This window comes from Nonomuraea sp. NPDC050783, assembly GCF_040802095.1.
Taxonomy (GTDB): domain Bacteria; phylum Actinomycetota; class Actinomycetes; order Streptosporangiales; family Streptosporangiaceae; genus Nonomuraea.
Genome location: NZ_JBFAHK010000001.1, coordinates 836,367 through 856,609, shown reverse-complemented (window position 1 = coordinate 856,609; position 20,243 = coordinate 836,367). Strand labels below are relative to the sequence as shown.

Below are 20,243 nucleotides of genomic sequence, written 5' to 3'. Positions count from 1 at the left end.
TCGCTCGATACAAACGCGATAGTACGCGTCTTCGGAGGTGGAAACGATGGAGCCCGAGCGAGTGCCGGTCCTGGTGGTCGGCGGAGGATATGCGGGGCTGAGCGCGGCGGCACTCCTCGCCTGGCGCGAGATCCCGGTCATGCTGGTCGAACGGCATCCGGGCACGTCCGTCCAGCCCAAGGCGTACGGCGTCGGCCCACGCGCCGTCGAGCTGCTGCGCCCCGTACCGGGGCTGGAGGAAGCCCTCACCGACATCTGGGCCGGCACCGGCGACGACATGCGCATAGCGATCGCCAAGAACCTGGCCGACCCCGAGCCCCACATGATCATGACCAGCCAGGACGAGGACCTGGCCTTCCTGCGCGACGTGACCCCGGCCGTCGGCATCGGCGCCCCTCAGGCCGAGGTCGAGCGCGTGCTGCGGCGCTTCGCCGAGGAGCTGGGCGCCGACCTGCGCTTCTCCACCGAGCTCGTCGCCCTCGACCAGGACGACGACGGCGTGACCGCCCGCCTTCGCGCCGACGACAAGGATCATCTCGTCCGCGCCGACTACGTGGTGGCCGCCGACGGCTACCGCAGCCCCCTGCGCCGCTCCCTCGGCGTGCCCACCTCCGGCAAGGGCGAGCTGGGCCGGATGTGCTCCATCATGTTCGACGCCGACCTGGGCGACCTGATCCACGAGCACGAGGTCACCCTCTGGTATCTCCAGAACGAGGTCTTCACCGGCGTCATCGTCACCGGCACCGGCGTCGGCGCCCATGTCCTCGGCGTCAACCTGGCCGAGGGCCAGACCGAGGCCGACTTCACCGACGAGCGCTGCGCCGAGCTCGTCCGGGTGGCGGCCGACCGCCCCGATCTCGACGTGCGGATCCTGGATCGCACGACGTTCGCGATGGCCCACGTGCTGGCCGACACCTACCGTGCCGGCCGGGTCTTCTTCGCCGGGGACGCGGCCCACACCATGCCGCCCACCGGCGGGCAGGGCGGCAGCACCGCCCTCCAGGACGGCTGCGACCTCGCCTGGCGCCTGTGGCTCGTGCTCACCGGCCAGGCCGGGCCGGACTTCCTGGACACCTACGACGCCGAACGCCGCCCGATCGGCGCCATGACCGCCGACGCCCAGCTCGCCAACCTCGGCGTCCGCATGCCACCGGAGGCCCGCGTCGGCTATCCGGAGCCCCTGGAAGACCCGGTCAGCGCCCTGATCGGCCACCGCTACCACTCGACGGCGATCCTGGAGGAGCCCGGCGACGACGGCTCCATCCTGGAGAACGCCCGCGTGCCGGTCGGCCGCCCCGGCAGCCGCGCCCCGCACGTGGTGCTGGACTGGGAGGGCCGGCGCGTCTCCACGATCGACCTGTTCGGCTCGGGGTTCGTGCTCATGGCCGACAAGCAGGGCGGCCAGCCCTGGATGGACGCCGGCCGCCTGGTGAAGGAGCGGCTCGGGGTGCAGCTCACCCGCCTGCTGGTCGGCGAGGAGCTGATGGACGTGGAGGGCTGCTGGCTGGAGAAGTATGGCGTCAGCGGGGGCGGCGCCGTGCTGGTCAGGCCGGACGGCTACGTGGCCTGGCGCAGCCGGGACGCCGTCGCCGACCCGGTGGCCACCCTGGAGGACGCCCTGCGCCGCGTCCTCAGCCGCTGACCCCGGGCCGGGACCCGGCGGCGCGGGCGCGTGATGGAGGCACTTGTCCGGGCGGGGTGACGACCGGTGGGCTCGGGAGGCTCGGCGTTTCATGGGGCTCAGGCGGCCAGGGCGCGGACGGGCGCCGGCGGACGGGGGCCGGTGGCGGCCAGGGCGGCGGTCAGGGTGGCGTGGTGGGCGCCGCGGATGGCGCAGAGCCAGGAGTTGAGGGAGCCCGTGAAGCCCGAGGGCGGGCCCACCTTCAGGCAGGCGATCTGGCCGGTGCCGGGCTCCGGGCCGACCTTGAGCCGGCGGACGCCGCCGGAGCGGCCGAGCTCGCCCAGGTCGCCGTCGTACGGCGTCAGCCGGACCCCGAACGGCGCCCCGCCGTCCGGCTGGACGCGGAGGAAGTCGTCGAGCCGGCGATGGGTGGCCTCCGGGTGGGCCGTGAGGTGGGCGAGCTGGTCGGCGACCAGGTGCTGGGCGACGGCACGCAGGAGGCTGGTGGCGCACAGGCCGTGGGCGCAGGCGGCGCCGTCGAGGGTGATCTCGGGCAGCGCGAAGCGGCGCAGGCCGCGCGAGGTCACGCACAGGCAGTCGCAGGCGGCCGTGCCGGCAGGGTCCCACGGCGGGCAGGTGGCGCCGTCGTGGACCCGGGTGTCCCAGCCCAGCCAGTCGTCGCCGAGGTGGAAGCCGGGCGGCTCGTCGGCGCACCGCCCGCAGGTCGCGACGGTGGCGCCGGTCATGGGGTCGATCAGGACGCCGTCGCAGGCGCGGGCCAGGGCCCTGGCGACCGCGCGGGCGGTCTGCGCGATGGCGGGCAACCGGCCGGGAGGCGCCGTGGCGGTGACGACGACGTGCTCCTTCGTGCGTCGCAGGCGCCGCCGGTCGTCCTCGGCGAGCGCCGGCCCCACCGGCTTCCAGAGGGTGGCGTGGTGGGTGGCGGCCAGCAGGCCGCTGCCGAGCGCGGCGACCGCGGCCTTCCTGTGCGGCCCCGTCAGCCGCCAGGGCAGGAACGACCCGAGCTCGAACGGCAGCCGCTCCGCCGCGACGACGAACAGTGAGGTCAGCGTGCGGGGCAACGGGAGGATGATCTGCATGGGTGGCCTCCGTGATCGTGGTCGGATCCCGTCGTACGAGTGAGGCACCCAGGATCGGGGACGGAGGCCGGCCTCCGAGGCGGCGAACGCGATTCTGTGGATGACGCCGACACGATCACCCGCGCCTGTGGACAAAGCCCACGGCCGGTGACGGCCGGTGGACGCGGCACACGCCTGTGGCATTGCCGACGCCTTGTGGCACGGCACACGCCTGTGGGAAGGCCCGCCCCCTACGCCGCGTTCAGGCGCCTGGCCGGCTGATCACCATCGACTGGCCCGGCAGCCGCAGCCCCCCGCCCGGCTCCTCCCCCGCGAGCTCGTCCGAGGCCAGCAGCACGGCCCCCGCCCCCACCGGCACCGTCACCGGCTCCTCCGCGAAGTTCACGCTGACCGCCAGCTCCCCCCGCCACATGACCAGCCACTTCCCGCCGGGATCCACCTCCACCCTGACCCGGTCCATCCGCGGGTCGGACAGCTCGGGCAACGCCTTGCGCAGCGCGATGAGGTCGCGGTACCAGCACAGCAGCGACCAGTGCTCCTCTTCCTTGATCTCGCTCCAGTCCAGCTTGGAGCGCAGGAACGTCTCCTCCTCCGACGGGTCCGGCGCCTCCCACACGTACCCGAACCCCTCGAACTCCCGCTCCCGCCGCTCCGCCTCGCCCTCCCGCAGCCGCGGCTCCACGTGGTCGGAGAAGAACAGGAAGGGCGTGCGCGCCCCCCACTCCTCGCCCATGAACAACATCGGCGTGAACGGCGAGGTCAGCAGCAGCCCCGCCCCCAGCTTCAGCGCCGGGACCGGCAGCCGGTCGCCGCCGGGCCGGTTGCCGATCTGGTCGTGGTTCTGCAGGCAGGCCACCAGCCGGTGGCCCGGCACCCCGGCGAACGGGCGCCCGTGCGAGCGCCCGCGGAAACTGGAGTACGTCCCGTCGTGCAGCACCCCGCCGGTCAGCACCTTGGCCAGCGCCGGCAGCCCGGAGAAGTCCCCGTAGTAGCCGTGGCTCTCGCCGCTGACCGCGCAGTGCAGCGCGTGGTGGACGTCGTCGTCCCACTGGGCGGTCATCCCCAGCCCGCCGGCCTCCAGGGGCGTCACCATGCGCGGGTCGTTGAGGTCGGACTCGGCGATCAGCGTCAGCGGCCGGCCGACCGAGCAGGCCAGCGCGTCCACCTCGGCGGCCAGCTCGGCCAGCAGGTGCGTGGCGCGCCGGTCGTGCAGCGCGTGCACGGCGTCCAGCCGCAGCCCGTCCACGTGGTAGTCGCGCAGCCACTGCAACGCGTTGCCGATGAAGTAGCGCCGCACCTCGTCGGAGCCGGGCCCGTCCAGGTTGACCGCCTCGCCCCAGTAGCTGCCCTTGTAGCCGGCGAAGTACGGCCCGAACGGGCGCAGGAAGTTCCCGGACGGCCCCAGGTGGTTGTAGACGACGTCCAGGATCACGCCGATGCCGGCGCGGTGGCAGGCGTCCACGAACGACTTGAACCCGTCGGGGCCGCCGTACGTCTCGTTGACGGCGTACAGGTCGACCCCGTCGTACCCCCAGTTGCGCCCGCCGGGCACCGGCGCGACCGGCATGACCTCCACGAAGTCCACGCACAGCTCGACCAGGTGCTGGAGCCTGCCGATGGCCGCTTGGAACGTCCCCTCCGGGGTGAACGTCCCGACGTGCAGCTCGTAGATGACCGAGCCCCGCAGGTCCCGGCCCTTCCAGTCGTGGTCGGACCAGGTGAACCTGGCGTGGTCGTAGACGGCGCTGGGGCCGAGGACGCCGTCCGGCTGCCGCCGCGAGCGCGGGTCGGGGTAGGGCCCCTCGCCGTCCACCGTGAACGCGTACCTGGTGCCGTGCCCCGCCCCCTCGACCTCGGCCGTCCACCAGCCGCCGGCGCCGGCGGTCATCGGCCGGCTCGTGCCGCGCACGAGCACCTCGACCGCCGTGGCGTCCGGCGCCCAGACCTCAAAGATCATGTCTCTCCAGCAGTGCTACCGGATACTGGCCGAGCAGGTGCGCCAGCGGGATGCGGCCGGTGTGGAGCGCGCCGGTGAGCAGGTCGCGCCACGTGCCGGGGGGCAGGGCCAGCGAGGTGCCCCCCCACCCCGTGCGGGCCAGCCGCACCGGCAGGCGGGTGGCGACGGCCACCGCCTGGGGCAGGCCGCGCCGGTCGGCGCCGCGGGCGAAGGCGATCGCGTGCTCGGCCGCCTGTCCCTCGGCGTGCAGCGGCAGGTACGCCGCCGCTCCCCCGAGCCGCCGCCGCAGCCGCAGCGCCTGCTGGGTGAGCAGCAGCTTGGCCGCGTCCCAGGACGTCTCGGGCTCGGCGGGGAAGCTGACCGGCCGCCGGTTGTCCGGATCGACCAGCGAGAAGTCGCTCACCTCGTTGCCCTGGTAGACGTCGGGCACGCCGGGCATCATGAGCTGCACGAGCTTGGCGCCCAGCGAGTTCGACATCGCGTACGGCTCGATCCGCTCGGTGAACTTGCCGATCGGCAGCCGCACCGCCGCCTCGGCGAACTCGCGCAGCCCCTGCTCGTACGCCGGGTCGGGGTTGACCCACGAGATCTTGGTCTTGGCCTCCCTGGCCGCCTTGAGCAGGTAGTCGGTGAACCGCTCGGCCGAGATCGGCCAGGCGGCCATGAGGTTCTGCCAGGCCAGGTAGTCGAGGTGGGGGTCGAAGCCGACGGCCGCCGACCACTGCTGGACCGCGTCGGCCCACTCCTCGGGCAGCTCCGACAGCACGGCCAGCCGCGCCCGCACGTCCTCCGAGCGCTTGGTGTCGTGCGTGGACAGGGTGGTCATCGTGTACGGCGCCATCCCGGCGCAGAACTCGTGGAACTCCGCCACCGGGATCCCGAACACGTCCGGCTCCCCGCCCACCTCGTTCAGGCACGACAGCGGGAACCACCGGTAGAGCGCGGTGTCCTCCACGCCCTTGGCCATGACCGGGCCGCACGCCTGCTGGAAGCGGGTGATCGCCTCCGGCGAGCCGTGCAGGACCTCGCGCACCAGCGGCCGCACCTGCGGCGAGCAGGACGCGGCGGCCCGCTCGACGATCTCCACCGACTCGGGCGGCGGCGCCTCGCCGGGCACCACGTACGCCCGGTAGACCGGCATCGCGGCCAGCAGCTCGCGCACCGCCTCCGGCGCGCAGCCCGCCGCCTTGGCCAGCCGCTCGACCTCGGGCCTGAAGAACAGCTCCAGCACCTCGCGCTTGGACTCCAGCATCACCGGCCGGTAGTCGCCGGGCTGCCCGGTCAGCTCGGTGAACAGCCGGACCAGCGGCTGCTTGCCCTCGGGGTCCACGAACAGGCCGTTGACCCGGTTGAGCACGTCGTAGCCGGTGGTGCCGTCGCAGGGCCAGTCGGCGGGCAGGCTCTCGGGGCCGATGAGGATCTTCTCGACGACCGTCCAGGTCTTCTCGCCGACGCGGGCGCGCAGCCGCTCCAGGTAGCCGCGCGGGTCGGCCAGGCCGTCGGGGTGGTCGATCCGCAGCCCGTCCACCAGCCCCTCGTCCAGCAGCCAGAAGATGACCTCGTGGGTGGCGGCCAGCACCTCCGGGTCCTCCACGCGCAGCCCGATGAGGGTGGAGACGTCGAAGAAACGGCGGTAGCCGGGGCCCTCCCGCCAGTCGACCAGGCGGTAGTGGCCGGGGTGGGGGAAGGTGTGCTCGTGGTAGCGCAGCACGTCGCCGTCCACCACCGGCTCGGTGTCGTCGCCCAGCACCGGCAGCCGGACCTTGCCGTCCTCGTCCCACTCGATGTCGAACCAGCGGGCGTACGGCGAGTCGCGGCCGTCCTTCAGCACCGACCAGAACGCGGGGTTCTCGGTGTTCATGTGGTTGGGGACGATGTCCACCACCACGCCCAGGTCGTGCGCGGCCAGGACCTGCGCCATCTCCCTGAACCCGCTCGCCCCGCCGAACTCCTCCCTGATCCTGGAGTGGTCGGTGACGTCGTAGCCGTGCTGCGACCCGGGCGTCGCCTGCAGGACCGGCGACAGGTAGACGTGGCTGACGCCCAGGTCGCGCAGGTAGGGGGCGATCCCGGCCACCTGCGCGAAGCCGAAGTCCGGGGTGAGCTGCACCCGGTAGGTGGAGGTCGGCCGCCTAGACACGACGCAGCACCCGCATGCTCCGGCCGGGAACCTCGATCGCCTCGCCGCCGCGGCACATCCGCGCGTCGAGCATGATCGGCATTGCGGTGTCGATCTCCGTGTGCCACATCTCGCCGTAATCCTTGGGGAGGGTGAACTTGATGGTGTCGTGGTGGGCGTTGAAGAGCAACAGGAACGAGTCGTCCCGGATCGGCCGGCCGCGCCGGTCGGGCTCGGTGATGGCCTCGCCGTTGAGGAAGACGGCCAGGGACTTCGCGTAACCGACGTTCCAGTCGCTGTCGGTCATCTCCTCCCCGGACGGGGTGAGCCACGCGATGTCGTTCAGGCCGCGTACCGGCTTGCCGTAGAAGAACCTCCTGCGGCGGAAGACCGGGTGCTTCTTGCGCAGCTCGGCCAGCCGCTGCGTGAACTCCAGCAGCAGCCAGTTCTCGCGCACGTCCGACCAGTCGACCCAGGTCAGCTCGTTGTCCTGGCAGTAGCCGTTGTTGTTGCCCTTCTGGGTGCGGCCCAGCTCGTCGCCGTGGGAGAGCATCGGCACGCCCTGCGACAGGAACAGCGTGGTGAGGAAGTTGCGCTTCTGCTGCTCGCGCAGCGCCTCGATGGCGATGCCCGCCGGGCCCTCCTCGCCGCAGTTCCACGACCTGTTGTCGTCGGTGCCGTCGCGGTTGCCCTCCTTGTTGGCCTCGTTGTGCTTGTGGTTGTACGAGACGAGGTCCTGGAGGGTGAAGCCGTCGTGGCAGGTGACGAAGTTGATCGAGGCGGCCGGGCGGCGGCTGTCGTCCTGGTAGAGGTCGCTGGAGCCGGTGAAGCGGGAGCCGAACTCGGGCAGCGTCGCCGGCTGGCCCCGCCACAGGTCGCGGATGGTGTCGCGGTAGCGGCCGTTCCACTCGGTCCAGCGGGAGGGGAAGTTGCCGACCTGGTAGCCGCCGGGGCCGACGTCCCAGGGCTCGGCGATCAGCTTGACCTGCGACAGCACCGGGTCCTGCTGCACCAGGTCGAAGAAGGCGCTCAGCCGGTCGACCTCGTGCAGCTCGCGGGCCAGGGTGGAGGCGAGGTCGAAGCGGAACCCGTCCACGTGCATCTCGATGACCCAGTAGCGCAGCGAGTCCATGATCATCTGAAGGACGTGCGGCGAGCGCATGAGCAGGCTGTTGCCGGTGCCCGTGGTGTCCATGTAGTAGCGCTTGTCGTCATCGACGAGGCGGTAGTAGTTGAGGTTGTCGATGCCGCGGAAGCCCAGGGTCGGGCCCAGGTGGTTGCCCTCGGCGGTGTGGTTGTAGACGACGTCGAGGATCACCTCGATGCCCGCCTCGTGCAGCGCCCGCACCATCGCCTTGAACTCCAGCACCTGGCCGCCGCGCTGCCCCTGGCTGGAGTAGCGGTTGTGCGGGGCGAAGAAGCCGATGGAGTTGTAGCCCCAGTAGTTGGACAGCCCGCGCTGCTCCAGGATGTGGTCGGTCACGAACTGGTGCACCGGCATCAGCTCCAGCGCGGTCACGCCGAGCTTGGTGAGGTGGTCCAGGATCTCGGGGTGCCCCAGGGCGGCGTACGTGCCGCGCAGGTGCTCGGGGATCTTCGGGTGGCCGATCGTCAGCCCGCGCACGTGGGCCTCGTAGATCACGGTGTCGTGGTACGGCGTCGCGGGCGGCCGGTCGTGGCCCCAGTTGAAGAACGGGTTGATGACCACCGAACGCGGGACGTACGGGGCCGAGTCCATGTCGTTGCGGGTGTCGGGGCTGCCGAAGCGGTAGCCGTACACCGCCTCGTTCCACTTCACGCCGCCCTCGATCGCCGTGGCGTACGGGTCGAGCAGCAGCTTGTTCGGGTTGCAGCGCAGGCCGTGCGCCGGGTCGTAGGGGCCGTGGACGCGGTAGCCGTACCGCTGGCCCGGCCCGATGCCCGGCAGGTAACCGTGCCAGATGAACCCGTCCACCTCGGTGAGCGGCACCCGCGACTCGACGTTGTTCTCGTCGTACAGGCACAGCTCCACCTTGTCGGCGACCTCGGTGTAGACCGAGAAATTGGTCCCCGCACCGTCGTAGGTGGCCCCGAGCGGATACGGATCTCCCGGCCAGACTTCGATCATCGAGGCTCCCTTGCCGTCTCTCCCCATGGTTCTCTTCCCCCCGCGTCATCCGGCAAGCCCGGCCTCGTCGGCATGACGACGAGACGTCGGCCTACGATTACGGGCATGCCGGATCCGATGCAGCCGGGCCAGCACTTCCCGATTTGGGACATTCCAGTCATCCGCTTATCTACCCTGCCAGGGACAACGATGTCTGCGCCCAGGGCACGGTGTGTCCCCGCAGGTGGCCGGGGGTGTCCGGACATGGGCGGGCCGCCCCCGGCGGCGCGGTGCCGGAGGCGGCCCCCACTCACAGCCTGCCCCGAGTGGGCCCCCTACCGCAGGCGCCGGTCGCCCGGCCGCCGTCGGTAGCACCCAAGGCAGGCTGCGAACTTGGCCGGAGGCGGACCCCGTCGTCCGCCTCCGCCGCTCAGGCCCGCACGCGTCCTTCCGGCCGCACCCGCCCGGATCCCAGGCACGGCCTGCAGTGCCCGCGCCCGGTGACCCCCTCCCCGCGGCAGGAGGCGCAGGGAACATAGAGGTCGAAAGCGGGATTGCGATAAACCCGGATGAACGGCGCCGGCCTGCGTACCTGCCACCCCTGCTCTCTCGCCCTGGCGTCGTCTCCGGCGAAGACCAGAAGATCGATCCTCTCCATCAGCCGCCGCCACAGGGAGGGCGCCGTACGCGGAATCGCGCGGGGTGGCGCCGGATTCGCGATTGAGTTGCTAATATCCAAAGGAGATCGTCCTAACGCTCTGGCAGGAGCGGATGATCGTGAGACTGGGAAACGCGGCAACTTAGATCCCAGCCCAGGTCCGGGGCGGCCTGACCAGGGCCGCCGCGGGCTTTCAGCTTCGCGGCATTTCAGGAGCGGTTTTCGATCACCAATCCCAGGGCGTCTCCTCTCCGGTGACTGCTGGAGGTTTACCCGCATTCGACGGAAAGCCACCTGCTTTTGGCACTTGCCATACGAACGTGCCGGTGACGATTACCTAACGTTCGATCTCCCGGACTATGGGTATGATCGCTGCACACCCTCTCATTACCGCCGGAAGGGATGTAATGGCCGCCTCAAATCCCACCCTCCGGCAGCGCCAATTGGCCATCCGGCTGCGTGCCTTACGCCGTGAGAAAGGGCTGAGCATCGCGGAGGTCGCCGAGCAACTGCTCTGCTCCAGCACGAAGGTCAGCCGCATCGAGACCGGTCAGCGCCCCGCGAGCCTGCGCGACGTGCGCGATCTGTGCAGGCTCTACGGGATCGCCGATCCCACGGCGGCCGAATTGATGACCCTGGCCAGGCAGGCCCGCCAGAAAGAATGGTGGCAGAGCCTGGAGGACGTCGAGTTCCGGCCCATGCTGGGGCTGGAGGCGGGCGCGAAGGCGATCACGGAATACGCGATCACCCCCGTGCCCGGCCCACTGCAGACCGAGGACTACGCCCGGGCCGTCATCCGGGGCTGGCTCCCGGAGATCGCTCCCGACGTGCTGGAGGAACGCGTCGCCTCCCGGGGCAAGCGCAAGAACGAGCTGCTGTTCCGGGTGACCCCTCCGCGCTACTGGGTGCTGGTCGACGAGTCGGCGCTCCACCGCCATGTGGGCGGTGACGCGGCCGTCATGCACGCGCAGCTGGCCCACCTGCTCGATCTCTCGGACCTTCCGCACGTCACCATCCAGGTGATCCCCTTCACGGCGGGGGCGCACATGGGGTTCGACAGCCCCTTCCGGCTCCTGGAGTTCGAGGCGGATTCCGGCATAGCGGACACCGTATTCGTTGAGCACCAGATGGGCCTTTTCTATCTCGAAAGCCCGAAGCTGATCCAGCGTTTCAAGGAGGTCATCGATCACCTGCGCGCGGAGGCCCTCGGCTCGCAGGAATCCAAGAAACGAATCGCCGAAATGGCGACGAAGTTCGCAAACAACATGTAACTGCTGAACACGGGGAGTCGCGAGCCGCGATTCCACTGGCAATTGCCAGAAGGAAGTGCCAACATGGCCCTGAGGTGCCGGATCGCCGGCGCCTCCGCCTGATCGCGCCTGGCGGGCCGGCGGACGCCTGGCGCCGCGGCGCTCCTTACTTTGTGCACGGAGAGACGATGACCATGAGGCCGGGTTCCGGGGGAGCCCCTCAGTGGCGTATTTCATCGCACTGCAACAGCGGCAGTTGCGTCCAAGTAGCCTTGCTCCCCACCGGCACCGTAGGAGTGCGTGACACCAAGGACGCCGACGGCCCGATCCTCACCTTCAGCACCGGCGACTGGGAAGATTTCGTCAAGCGCGTACGGGACAACACTCAAGCGTAGGGCCACCGTTCTGGGCGATTCCCGTAAGGCCGCCCTCCGTCATGCGTTCAGCGCCCCGGCAAAACGAGTCGTTCTCACATATCCGGGGTAAAATTTCTGCGCGCAATGCCTCTACAGCCGGCCTTACGGGAGGTAATGCATGACACGCCCACCTGCCCTTGACCATGCCGATTGGCGTCGGTGCAGCACAGGAGACTGTGTCGAGGTCGCAGTGCTCGACGGCAAGGTCTGGGTGCGGGATAGCCAGGACGCCAGCGGTGCCGTCCTGCCGTTCACGTTCGATGAATGGTCCGCCTTCCTCGATGGGGTGAGGGACGGGCGCTTCGATCTCGAACGGCTCGCACCCGGGGCCTGACCGGCCTCAACGTTCTCACGGGCCCACATCCGGAAGTGATCGGGTTTCAGATCGCGGACCCGGGCAATATGCCGACCTCATGGGCGGTTTCAAGCAGTTCTTACTCCGTGGCAACATCGTCGAGCTGGCGGTGGCGGTGATCGTCGGCGCCACCTTCAGCGGGCTCGTCCAGGCGCTGGTCACCGACCTGATCACGCCACTGATCGGCGCCATCACCGGCGGCAAGCAGCCGAACTTCGCCAACTACTCGTTCACCGTCAACGGCAGCGAGTTCAAGTACGGCGACTTCCTCAACCACCTGATCACCTTCCTGATCATCGCGGGGGTCGTGTACTGGCTGATCGTGGCGCCGATGGTGCGGCTGACGCAGTGGTTCGAGCGGGACAAGAAGGCCACCACCAAGGAATGTCCCGAATGCCTGAGCAGCATCCCGGCCGAGGCGCGGCGGTGCGCCAACTGCACGGTCGAGCTGGTGCCCGACTCGGAGAAACCCCGGTAGTCGCGCACGGCGGCGCAGGCGGGTCCGCCAAGATGGACCGATGAGCGTTGAGTTGATGGTCTGGGACGAGCCGGCGCCGATCAGCAGGGACCAGGCCCGCGCCACCTACCTGGCGGTCAAGCGCGCCCAGCCGGTCACGGCCACCGGTGACGACATGCCCGCCGTCGTGAAGGAGCTGCCCGGCGAGGTCCGGCTCTACCCGGAGCGGCACGTGCTGGTGTCGATGGACCTCGACAGCATGGACGAGGTGTCCGCGCGGGTCTTCGCGATCGCCAGGGCGCGCGGCCTGGTGTGCTACGACCCCCAGCGCGACCTGGTCCACAACCTGGCCCCGCTGGGCGTCTACGAGGGCATGCAGCTGCACACCGGCGACGGGATGATCGTGCACGACCCCGACCTGGGGCTCGTGCACGACGTGCTGGGAACGTTGTCGCCGCAGAACCCGTTCGCGGCGCTGGTGAACTTCGGGCGGCACTTCCTGCAGGTGTCGCCCGGCTACGAGCTGGAGTACAAGGAGGGGACGCTGGTGCGGACCACGGTGGCGGAGCTGGAGGAGGTGCGCCGGGCGTTCCACGAGTACGCCACCGGCGAGCGTTCCTTCCTCGACCGCCACGAGTGGACCCGCTAGGACCGGCGCGAACGTGCGGCAGGATCAGGGGGCATGAGAACTCTGTACCCGCCCATCGAACCCCACGACTCCGGCCTGCTCGACGTCGGCGACGGCAACCAGATCTACTGGGAGGTCTGCGGCAACCCGGACGGCAAGCCGGCCGTCATGCTGCACGGCGGGCCGGGCGGCGGGTGCGGCGCCGACCACCGGCGGCAGTGGGACCCCCGGCGGTACCGGATCGTCCTGTTCGACCAGCGCAACTGCGGGCGGAGCCGGCCCCACGCCAGCGACCCGGCCACCGACCTGTCGGCCAACACCACCTGGCACCTGGTGGCGGACATGGAGCGGCTGCGCGAGCACCTCGGCATCGAGCGGTGGCAGGTGTTCGGCGGGTCGTGGGGCAGCGCGCTGGCGCTGGCCTACGCCGAGACGCACCCCGACCGGGTGAGCGAGCTGGTGCTGCGCGGCATCTTCACGCTGCGGCCCCAGGAGCTGCGCTGGTTCTACCAGGAGGGCGCCTGCCACCTGTTCCCGGACCTCTGGGAGGGCTACCTCGCCCCGATCCCCGAGGAGGAGCGGGGCGACCTCATGGCGGCCTTCCGCAGGCGGCTGGAGGGCGACGACGACGCGGCGCGGCTGGCGGCGGCCAGGGCGTGGGCGCAGTGGGAGGCCGGGACGATCACGTTGCTGCCCGATCCCCGCCTGGTCGCCGAGTTCGGCGAGGAGCGCATGGCGGTGGCCTTCGCCCGGATCGAGAACCACTACTTCCACCACGGCGGCTGGTTCGAGCCGGGCCAGCTCATCCGGGACGTGGACCGGATCCGGCACATCCCGGCGGTGATCGTGCAGGGCCGCTACGACGCCTGCACGCCGGCGGCCACCGCCTGGGACCTGCACAAGGCGTGGCCGGAGGCCGAGTTCCACATGGTGCCGGACGCCGGTCACGCCTACACGGAGCCGGGCATCCTGGACCGGCTCATCGCGGCGACAGACGCGTTCGCGCGAGACGTACCGCCGGGGTGACCGCGCCCACCACCAGCAGCGCGAACAGCGGCGCGAGCGCCGCCCCGAGCAGGAAGCCCCCGAGCACGTCGTGCGGGTAGTGCACCCCCACGAACACCCGCGAGAAGGCCATGAGGGCCGCCAGCGGGAACACCAGCCACGCCAGGGCGCGCCAGGCGAGCACGAGCGTGGCCGCCGCGCCCGCCGCGATCACCGAGTGGTTGCTGGGAAAGGACCAGTCGGACTGCGGCGGGCACATGGCGATCGTCGCGGTCACGCCCCGGCACGGCCGGTCCTCCCGCACGATGATCTTGATGATCTCGCTCAGGACGTACGCCAGCACGATCCCGACCGGCCCGGCGATGACCAGGGCCAGGTCGCGGGCCGGCGCCCGCCACGCGCGCAGGAAGGCCACCGCGAACAGCACCGCGAACAGGAATAGACCGGCGTCCGTCCCCACCTCGGCGAGCGTGTGGAGCCACGCGGGCGTGCTGGAGGCGAAGTCGACGATGTCGCGGTACACCGGTGTCGGGTCCAATCCGTGAACGGGCAGTGGACACGACCTTACGAACTGGGGTCGCCGATTGCCTCCACCTTATGGCGGAATGTTGGGAAAAAACCCTCAACCAAGCGGACGGTTACGCCAGGTTCAGGCAAGGAGCTGGCGGGCCAGGGCGGCATGCCGGCTCTCCAGCTCGCTCCTGGTGATCAGCCCGCGGTCGAACGCCTCCGTCGTGGCGTCACGCTCGGCCACGTAGAAGGCGGCCATGATCTCGCTACGGAGCGGCGTGAACCCGCGCTCGACGCAGTCGGCGAAGACGCTGACCTTGCTCTCCACGGCGTCGGCCGCGACGGTGCAGGCCAGGTCGCGGGCGCGGAGCCGCTGAACCGCTTCACGAAGGGTGACCGGGCCGAGGGACCCGTTGAACCGGGTGTCAAGGGTGATCTTCACTGTTCTTACTCCTCCGTCAGTTTGAAACATGAGGATCAAGGCCGCGTATTCCCTGTTCAGAGCGGGTAAGAGGGCATTCGTGATCGGAGAGCACGTGATCGTCGGCTACACCAGCGAGCCGGGCGGCCGGGACGCGCTGGCGCTCGGTGCCGCCATCACGCGGGTGACCGGCGGCGAGCTCACGGTCGCGACGATCTACCCGCCCGGCAGCCCCGGGCTGGCGGTCGAGGCACAGGCCAACCTGGCGCACGCGGCCGAGGAGCTGGGGCCGGTCCCGGCGGAGTACATCACCTACGAGAGCCGGGGCAGCGGGCGCGGCCTGGCGGTGCTGGCCAGCCGGATCAGGGCCGACCTCGTCGTGGTCGGGTCGGCGGACGGCGGGCAGCACGGGCGCATCGCCATCGGCGCCACCTCCGACCACCTGCTCCACCTGTCGCCGGAGGCGGTCATGGTGGCGCCCGCCCGCTACGTCCCGGCCGAGGAGCCCGCCCGGCTCACGCTGGCGTACGTGCACCGGCCGCAGTGCGACGCGGCGGTCGAGCGGGTGGCGCAGGCGGCGCTGCGGCTCGGGGTGCCGTTGCGGCTGATCACGTTCGACCTGCGGACCGAGGACCAGGGCAGGCTGCGTGACGACCTGGCGCTGGCGGTCCGGCTGGCCTGGGAGAGCACCGGCATCGAGGCGGAGCCGGAGGTGGCCGAGGGGCACGACCTCGCCGCGGCGATGTCCGGCGTCGAGTGGCTGCCCGGCGAGCTGCTGGTCTGCGCGGCCAGCGAGGACGCCCAGCCGCACCGGGTGTTCCTGGGCGAGCTGTCGATGAAGCTGCTGCGCGCCTCCCCCTGCCCCGTCACCGTGCTGCCCCGGGGTTTCGCCTAGCGGTGGTCACGGGTCCGGTTCGCGACGGCCTCGGGCCGGGCCGGGAAGCCGACGGCGGAAGGCCGCCCCTGGGATCCCGGGGGCGGCCTTCCTGAGTGGGATCCGGCGGGGTCAGGCCCCGCTGAGGACCTTCTCGTACAGCTCCAGGTACTTCTCCCCCATCACCGACGGCGAGAAGCGGCGGCGGGCCTCGGCCCGACACTCCTCCGGGTCGATCTCGTCGACCCGCAGCAGCCACTCGGCCAGCTCCTCCTCGGTGTCGGCCAGGAAGCCGGTACGGCCGTGGTCGATGATCTCCGGCAGGCAGCCGCGGCGCAGCCCGACCGGCGGCACCCCGAGCGCCAGCGCCTCGACGACGGCGGTGCCGCCCGGCTCGTCCCACTGGATGGGGAAGAGCGCGGCCCGCGCCGAGGCGTAGAGCCGGTCGCGCTCGTCGCCGCCCACCGAGCCGACCCACCTGACCAGGTCCTGGTCCAGGTACGGCGCGACCTCGTCGAGGTGGTAGCGCACGTCCGGGTGGCCGTGCAGCGGGTGGTCGGGGTCCTTGGCCACGGCGTCCAGCTCGGCCTGGCTGTCGCGCCCGCTCACCGGCCCGGCCAGCACCAGCGGCAGCCCGAGCTTCTGGCAGACGCGGGCCGCGATGTGCTGGCCCTTGAGCCCGCAGACCCGGCCCATGACGATCATGTACTCGCCCCGCTCGGCCTCGATCCGCCGGTCGGCCAGCGGGGTGGCCAGGTGGATCGCGCCCAGCGAGGCGGCCCGCAGCGCGTGCGGGGCACGGGCGAGCTGCGAGTCCGAGACCCCGTTGACCTTGATGGAGGAGGGGAACGCGCCGTAGAAGTGGGGATGCTTGCGCAGGTCCCAGTGGAGGGTGTGCAGGACGGGCGGCCCGCCGTACGCCGCCAGCACCGCCGGCCCCACCACCTCCAGGTGGTCGTGGACCAGGTCGATGTCGTCGCGCCGGCGCAGTTCCTCGACCAGCCGCGCCTGGTGCGCGTGCGCGATGCCCATGACCTGGTTGTACGGCTTCTGCAGCTCGCTGAACTGGCCCTCGTCGAAGACGCTGATCAGCTCGTCCACCTCCAGGTCGCTGGCCCCCACGCCGGCCAGGACCACGTGCACCCCGCGCTCGCGCAGCGCGGGGACCAGCGTCGCGACCACGTTCTCGATCCCGCCGTAGCCCGGGGGCGGGACCGTGAGCCACGGCCCGGCGTTCATCAGGACCTTCATGCCGCGTCCCCTTCCAGCACGAGGGAGGCGAGCGGGGGCCGCTCCGCGACGGCCACGTCCACCAGGTCGGCGTCCCCGTCGAGCCCCCATTGCAGCAGCGTGTGCGCCGGCGGCTCCGACGCCATCACGCGTCCCTGGCTTTCTAAGCGGGACCAGGCGGTGAGCATGATCTGGCCGGCCATGCGGCCGAGCGCGGCCATGTCCTGGTGGGTGTGGGTACGGTGGCCCAGGTCCACCTGGGCCATGGCGTCCAGCCCGACGAGGTCGAGCAGGTCCACCAGGAGCCCGAACTCGACGCCGTACTCGGTGACGAAGGGGAGCTGTTCGAGCACGGCGCGGCGGGCGGCGTACTCGCCGCCGAGCGGCTGGGCGAACCCGGCCAGCTCGGGCCAGAACATGTTGATGAGCGGCCGGGCGACCAGCTCGGTGACGCGGCCGCCGCCGCCCCGCTGGGGGACGCCGTCCGAGCCGATGTAGGGCCGCTCGTAGGTGGCCTTGACGAAGTGGATGTCGGCGTCCGCCAGCAGCGGCCCGACCAGTCCCGAGACGTAGTGCGCGCCGAAGCTGCGCAGGTCGGCGTCCACGAACACGACGACGTCCCCGCTGCTCGCGGCCAGGCCCTTCCACAGGGCCTCGCCCTTGCCCGTCATGGGCGGCAGATGGGGCAGGACGTCGTTCTGCGCCACCACGCGCGCGCCGGCCCGGCGAGCCCGTTCCGCGGTGGCATCGGTGGAGTTGGAGTCGACGACGAGGATCTCGTCCACGAGCGGTACCTGCTCGACGAGTTCCCGGCGGATGACGGTGACGATGTCGCCGACCGTGCTCTCCTCGTTACGAGCAGGCAGGACGACGCTTACCGTGGTGTTTCCCTTGGCCAGCATCAGGGCGTCGACGGGCCACTCGGCTGCGGTGCTCGAGTGAGGGCCGTACCACTCCTTTACCCTGGACAAGGCGCGCACATCTGTCTCCATGCAGTCAGCCCCGTTCTCATGAGGTCATCACACTGCCCGATCTATGTGCTTTCGAACATGTTTGTTTGATAGCAACGAGATGTGGCATATGCGAGGTTGTGTCCCCACTGACCCGAGTCGGCATCGTAGGTGCCGGAAATGTCGCTGCTCGCCATGCAGAAGTCCTGTCCGGATTCTCCGACGTCGCGATCGCCGGGATCGCCGACACGGACTTGTCCAAGGCCCAGGCGCTGGCTTCCCAGCATGGCTCCCCCGCCTATGCCAGTCACGCGGACCTGCTGAGTGCCGGTGGTCTCGACGCGGTCTACGTTTGCGTGCCTCCTTTCGCGCACGGTAACCCCGAACTGGATGTTTTGTCCTCCGATCTACCGCTTTTTGTGGAAAAACCGCTGGCTCTGGACCTCCAGACCGCGGAATCCATCGCGACCGAAATAGAACGGCGATCCCTCCCGTCCGCCGTCGGCCACCACTGGCGCTACCTCGACCTCGTCGATCGGGCCAGGGAGCTGCTGGACGGCCGCCCGGTACGCCTCGCCCTCGGCCACTGGCTCGACAAGGTGCCGCCGGTCAGCTGGTGGCTGCGGCGGGACATGTCCGGCGGGCAGATCGTCGAGCAGGCCGTCCACGTCCTGGACCTGGCGCGGGTGCTGGTCGGCGAGGTCCGGATGGTCCACGCCGTGCCGGCCGCCGACCCCGCGGGAGGGGGCGACGAGGGTGAGGTCGACAAGGCCACGGCCGCGGTCATGCGGTTCGACGGCGGCGCGGCCGGGCTGCTGGCCACCTCCTGCCTGCTCACCCACAAGCACCGGGTCGGGCTGGAGGTCTGCGCCGAGGGCATCGCGCTGGAGATCACCGAGACCCGGCTGGTCGTGGACGGCGAGCACGTGATCGAGGACGACGGCCGCGCCAAGACCCGCGTGGACCGCGAGTTCATCGACGCCGTGCAGGGCAAGGACGCGGACGTGCGCGCCACGTACCGCGAAGCCCTGCGCACCCACCGCGTCGCCCTGGCCCTCGCCCGCTCCGCCACCGAGCAGAGACCGGTGATGCTCGATGAATGAAGTGCTCACCATCGAGGCGCCTGGAGAGGTGGCGCTGGTCGAGGAGAAGGTGTCCGAGGTTCCCGAGGGCGGGTTCCTGGTGGCGACGACGCACAGCGGTGTCTCCGCCGGGACCGAGTTGACCTACGTCAAAGGCGACAACCCCTACCTGAACGCCACGTTCGACCGCGACCTGGGCCTGTTCGTCCCGGGGACGCCGTCGATCGAGTACCCGGTGCGCGGCATCGGCTACATGCAGGTCGGCCGGGTGGTGGAGAGCCGGACCGACGCCGTGCGCGAGGGCGCGCTGGTGGCCATGACCTACGGGCACCGCACCGCGTACGTGGCCGACCCGCTGGCCGACCGCTTCGTCGCGCTGCCCGGCGACCTGGACCCGCTGCTCGGGATCTACGTCGCCCACATGGGCCCGATCTGCGCCAACGGCCTGCTGCACGCCGCCCACGACCTGTACGGCCCCGCCGTGCAGCAGCTCGGCGACGGCGTGCGCGGCCGCCGGGTGGTGGTCGTCGGCGCGGGCGTGGTCGGGCTGCTGGTGGCCTGCTTCGCCATGCACGGCGGCGCGGCCGAGGTCGTCGTCGTGGACGAGACCCCGGCCAGGCTGGAGGTCGCCGCCGCGCTGGGCGCGAACGTCCTGGCCGTCCCCGACGCCGGCACCGGCACCGGCACCGGCACCGGCACCGGCGACCCGGCGGTCACCCTCAAGCGCCGCTGGCGGCACGCTCCCCAGGACCGCGGCGCGGACGTGGTGTTCCAGTGCCGCGGCCGCACCAGGGCGCTGGCCCTCGGGCTGCGCCTGCTGCGCCCCCAGGGCACGCTGGTGGACCTGGCCTTCTACACCGAGGGCGCCGGGGAGGTGCGGCTCGGCGAGGAGTTCCACCACAACGGCCTGTCGGTACGCTGCGCCCAGATCGGACGGGTGCCGCGCGGCCTGGCCCACGCCTGGGACCGGGAGCGGCTGTCGTACGAGACGATCGGCCTGCTCCGGGAGTACGGCCCGCTGCTACGCCGGCACGTGATCACCGACCTGGTGGGCTTCGCCGACGCCCCCCGGTTCCTCGCCGATCTTGCCGCCCGGCGCCGCCAGAGCATCCAGGCTGTGCTCTGCCACGACGTCGAGGAGGAGGGCCGCTGACCAGCTGAAGTCGGAGCAGCCGTGGCCGCGCAGCGTGGCGGGGTCGACGTACTCGCGGAACCCGGAGCGGGACACCGCGCGTACCATCCCCTCGGCGAGCAGCGCGGCCAGGTCGGGGCGGCGCTTCTTGAGCCCCTGCCAGACCAGCCAGCTCAGGTTGACCCAGCTCGGCCCGCGCCAGTAGCGGACCGGGTCGTACTCGGGGGCGACCGGCGAGAAGCTGGGCAGCACGCCGTCCTTCAGGGCGAAACGGTCGAGGGCGGTGCCGACCAGCGTCTCGGCGACCTCGGCGGGCAGCCCCGGCAACATCAGCGGGGTCAGCCCGGCGGCGCTGGCGGAGGAGATCGTCGTGCCGGAGACCAGGTCACGGG

18 protein-coding genes are annotated in these 20,243 nt (G+C 71.0%); 10 read left to right on the top strand and 8 right to left on the bottom strand.

From position 1 onward, the window contains the following. Positions 1-46: 46 nt before the first annotated feature. Positions 47-1,642, top strand: a complete 1,596-nt coding sequence (locus AB0H75_RS03955) for an FAD-dependent monooxygenase (protein WP_367789875.1) — start codon at positions 47-49, stop codon at positions 1,640-1,642. A 98-nt stretch (positions 1,643-1,740) separates the two neighbouring features. Here AB0H75_RS03955 and AB0H75_RS03950 read toward each other — a convergent pair whose 3' ends face one another. The 4 genes from AB0H75_RS03950 to glgX form a co-directional block, all read right to left on the bottom strand. Further along, positions 1,741-2,721, bottom strand: a complete 981-nt coding sequence (locus AB0H75_RS03950) for a hypothetical protein (protein ID WP_367789872.1) — start codon at positions 2,719-2,721, stop codon at positions 1,741-1,743. A gap of 241 nt (positions 2,722-2,962) precedes the next feature. Next, a complete protein-coding gene (gene treZ, locus AB0H75_RS03945) occupies positions 2,963-4,678 on the bottom strand; it encodes a malto-oligosyltrehalose trehalohydrolase (RefSeq protein WP_367789869.1) in 1,716 nt (571 codons plus the stop codon). Next, positions 4,668-6,818, bottom strand: a complete 2,151-nt coding sequence (treY, locus tag AB0H75_RS03940) for a malto-oligosyltrehalose synthase (protein WP_367789866.1) — start codon at positions 6,816-6,818, stop codon at positions 4,668-4,670. The genes treZ and treY overlap by 11 nt, the downstream gene beginning before the upstream one ends. Beyond that, complete coding sequence (gene glgX / locus AB0H75_RS03935; RefSeq protein ID WP_367789862.1) at positions 6,811-8,904, bottom strand: glycogen debranching protein GlgX; 2,094 nt, start codon at positions 8,902-8,904, stop codon at positions 6,811-6,813. The genes treY and glgX overlap by 8 nt, the downstream gene beginning before the upstream one ends. Before the next feature lie 1,080 nt (positions 8,905-9,984). On the opposite strand from glgX, the gene AB0H75_RS03930 reads away from it, so the two are divergent. The 6 genes from AB0H75_RS03930 to pip all read left to right on the top strand — a co-directional run bounded on the left by AB0H75_RS03930 (position 9,985) and on the right by pip (position 13,673). Beyond that, on the top strand, positions 9,985-10,812 hold the full coding sequence (locus AB0H75_RS03930) for a helix-turn-helix domain-containing protein (RefSeq protein WP_367789859.1): 828 nt from the start codon (positions 9,985-9,987) through the stop codon (positions 10,810-10,812). Positions 10,813-10,979: 167 nt separating this feature from the next. Next, positions 10,980-11,186: a DUF397 domain-containing protein gene (locus AB0H75_RS03925; RefSeq protein ID WP_367789856.1), complete on the top strand. Its 207-nt coding sequence runs from the start codon at positions 10,980-10,982 to the stop codon at positions 11,184-11,186. 139 nt (positions 11,187-11,325) lie between these two features. Continuing rightward, positions 11,326-11,541 carry a DUF397 domain-containing protein gene (locus AB0H75_RS03920; RefSeq protein WP_367789853.1) on the top strand — a complete coding sequence of 72 codons (216 nt, stop codon included), beginning with the start codon at positions 11,326-11,328 and terminating at the stop codon, positions 11,539-11,541. A 79-nt stretch (positions 11,542-11,620) separates the two neighbouring features. After that, on the top strand, positions 11,621-12,040 hold the full coding sequence (mscL, locus tag AB0H75_RS03915; RefSeq protein WP_367789850.1) for a large conductance mechanosensitive channel protein MscL: 420 nt from the start codon (positions 11,621-11,623) through the stop codon (positions 12,038-12,040). 40 nt (positions 12,041-12,080) lie between these two features. Continuing rightward, positions 12,081-12,668 (top strand): hypothetical protein, encoded by a 588-nt coding sequence (locus AB0H75_RS03910; protein WP_367789848.1) that lies wholly within the window; start codon positions 12,081-12,083, stop codon positions 12,666-12,668. Positions 12,669-12,701: 33 nt separating this feature from the next. Continuing rightward, on the top strand, positions 12,702-13,673 hold the full coding sequence (gene pip / locus AB0H75_RS03905; protein WP_367789845.1) for a prolyl aminopeptidase: 972 nt from the start codon (positions 12,702-12,704) through the stop codon (positions 13,671-13,673). Here the strand turns inward: pip and AB0H75_RS03900 are convergent. Both AB0H75_RS03900 and AB0H75_RS03895 read right to left on the bottom strand, forming a co-directional pair. Beyond that, entirely contained in the window at positions 13,627-14,175 is a 549-nt protein-coding gene (locus AB0H75_RS03900) for a phosphatase PAP2 family protein (RefSeq protein ID WP_367789842.1), read from the bottom strand. The two genes, pip and AB0H75_RS03900, sit on opposite strands and share 47 nt — an antisense overlap. A gap of 126 nt (positions 14,176-14,301) precedes the next feature. Continuing rightward, positions 14,302-14,604, bottom strand: coding sequence for a hypothetical protein (locus AB0H75_RS03895; protein WP_367789840.1), 303 nt, complete (start codon positions 14,602-14,604; stop codon positions 14,302-14,304). A gap of 79 nt (positions 14,605-14,683) precedes the next feature. On the opposite strand from AB0H75_RS03895, the gene AB0H75_RS03890 reads away from it, so the two are divergent. Then, positions 14,684-15,478, top strand: a complete 795-nt coding sequence (locus AB0H75_RS03890; protein ID WP_367789837.1) for a universal stress protein — start codon at positions 14,684-14,686, stop codon at positions 15,476-15,478. 111 nt (positions 15,479-15,589) lie between these two features. Here AB0H75_RS03890 and AB0H75_RS03885 read toward each other — a convergent pair whose 3' ends face one another. Both AB0H75_RS03885 and AB0H75_RS03880 read right to left on the bottom strand, forming a co-directional pair. Then, positions 15,590-16,708, bottom strand: a complete 1,119-nt coding sequence (locus AB0H75_RS03885) for a glycosyltransferase (protein WP_367789835.1) — start codon at positions 16,706-16,708, stop codon at positions 15,590-15,592. Next, the gene (locus AB0H75_RS03880) at positions 16,705-17,679 is read right to left on the bottom strand and encodes a glucosyl-3-phosphoglycerate synthase (protein WP_367789832.1); all 975 of its coding nucleotides are present in this window, start codon (positions 17,677-17,679) and stop codon (positions 16,705-16,707) included. The genes AB0H75_RS03885 and AB0H75_RS03880 overlap by 4 nt, the downstream gene beginning before the upstream one ends. 98 nt (positions 17,680-17,777) lie before the next feature. On the opposite strand from AB0H75_RS03880, the gene AB0H75_RS03875 reads away from it, so the two are divergent. Together AB0H75_RS03875 and AB0H75_RS03870 are read left to right on the top strand one after the other, a co-directional pair. Beyond that, the gene (locus AB0H75_RS03875) at positions 17,778-18,740 is read left to right on the top strand and encodes a Gfo/Idh/MocA family protein (RefSeq protein ID WP_367789829.1); all 963 of its coding nucleotides are present in this window, start codon (positions 17,778-17,780) and stop codon (positions 18,738-18,740) included. Continuing rightward, entirely contained in the window at positions 18,733-19,872 is a 1,140-nt protein-coding gene (locus AB0H75_RS03870) for a zinc-binding dehydrogenase (RefSeq protein ID WP_367789826.1), read from the top strand. Before AB0H75_RS03875 ends, AB0H75_RS03870 begins: the two co-directional genes overlap by 8 nt. Positions 19,873-20,243 lie beyond the last annotated feature (371 nt).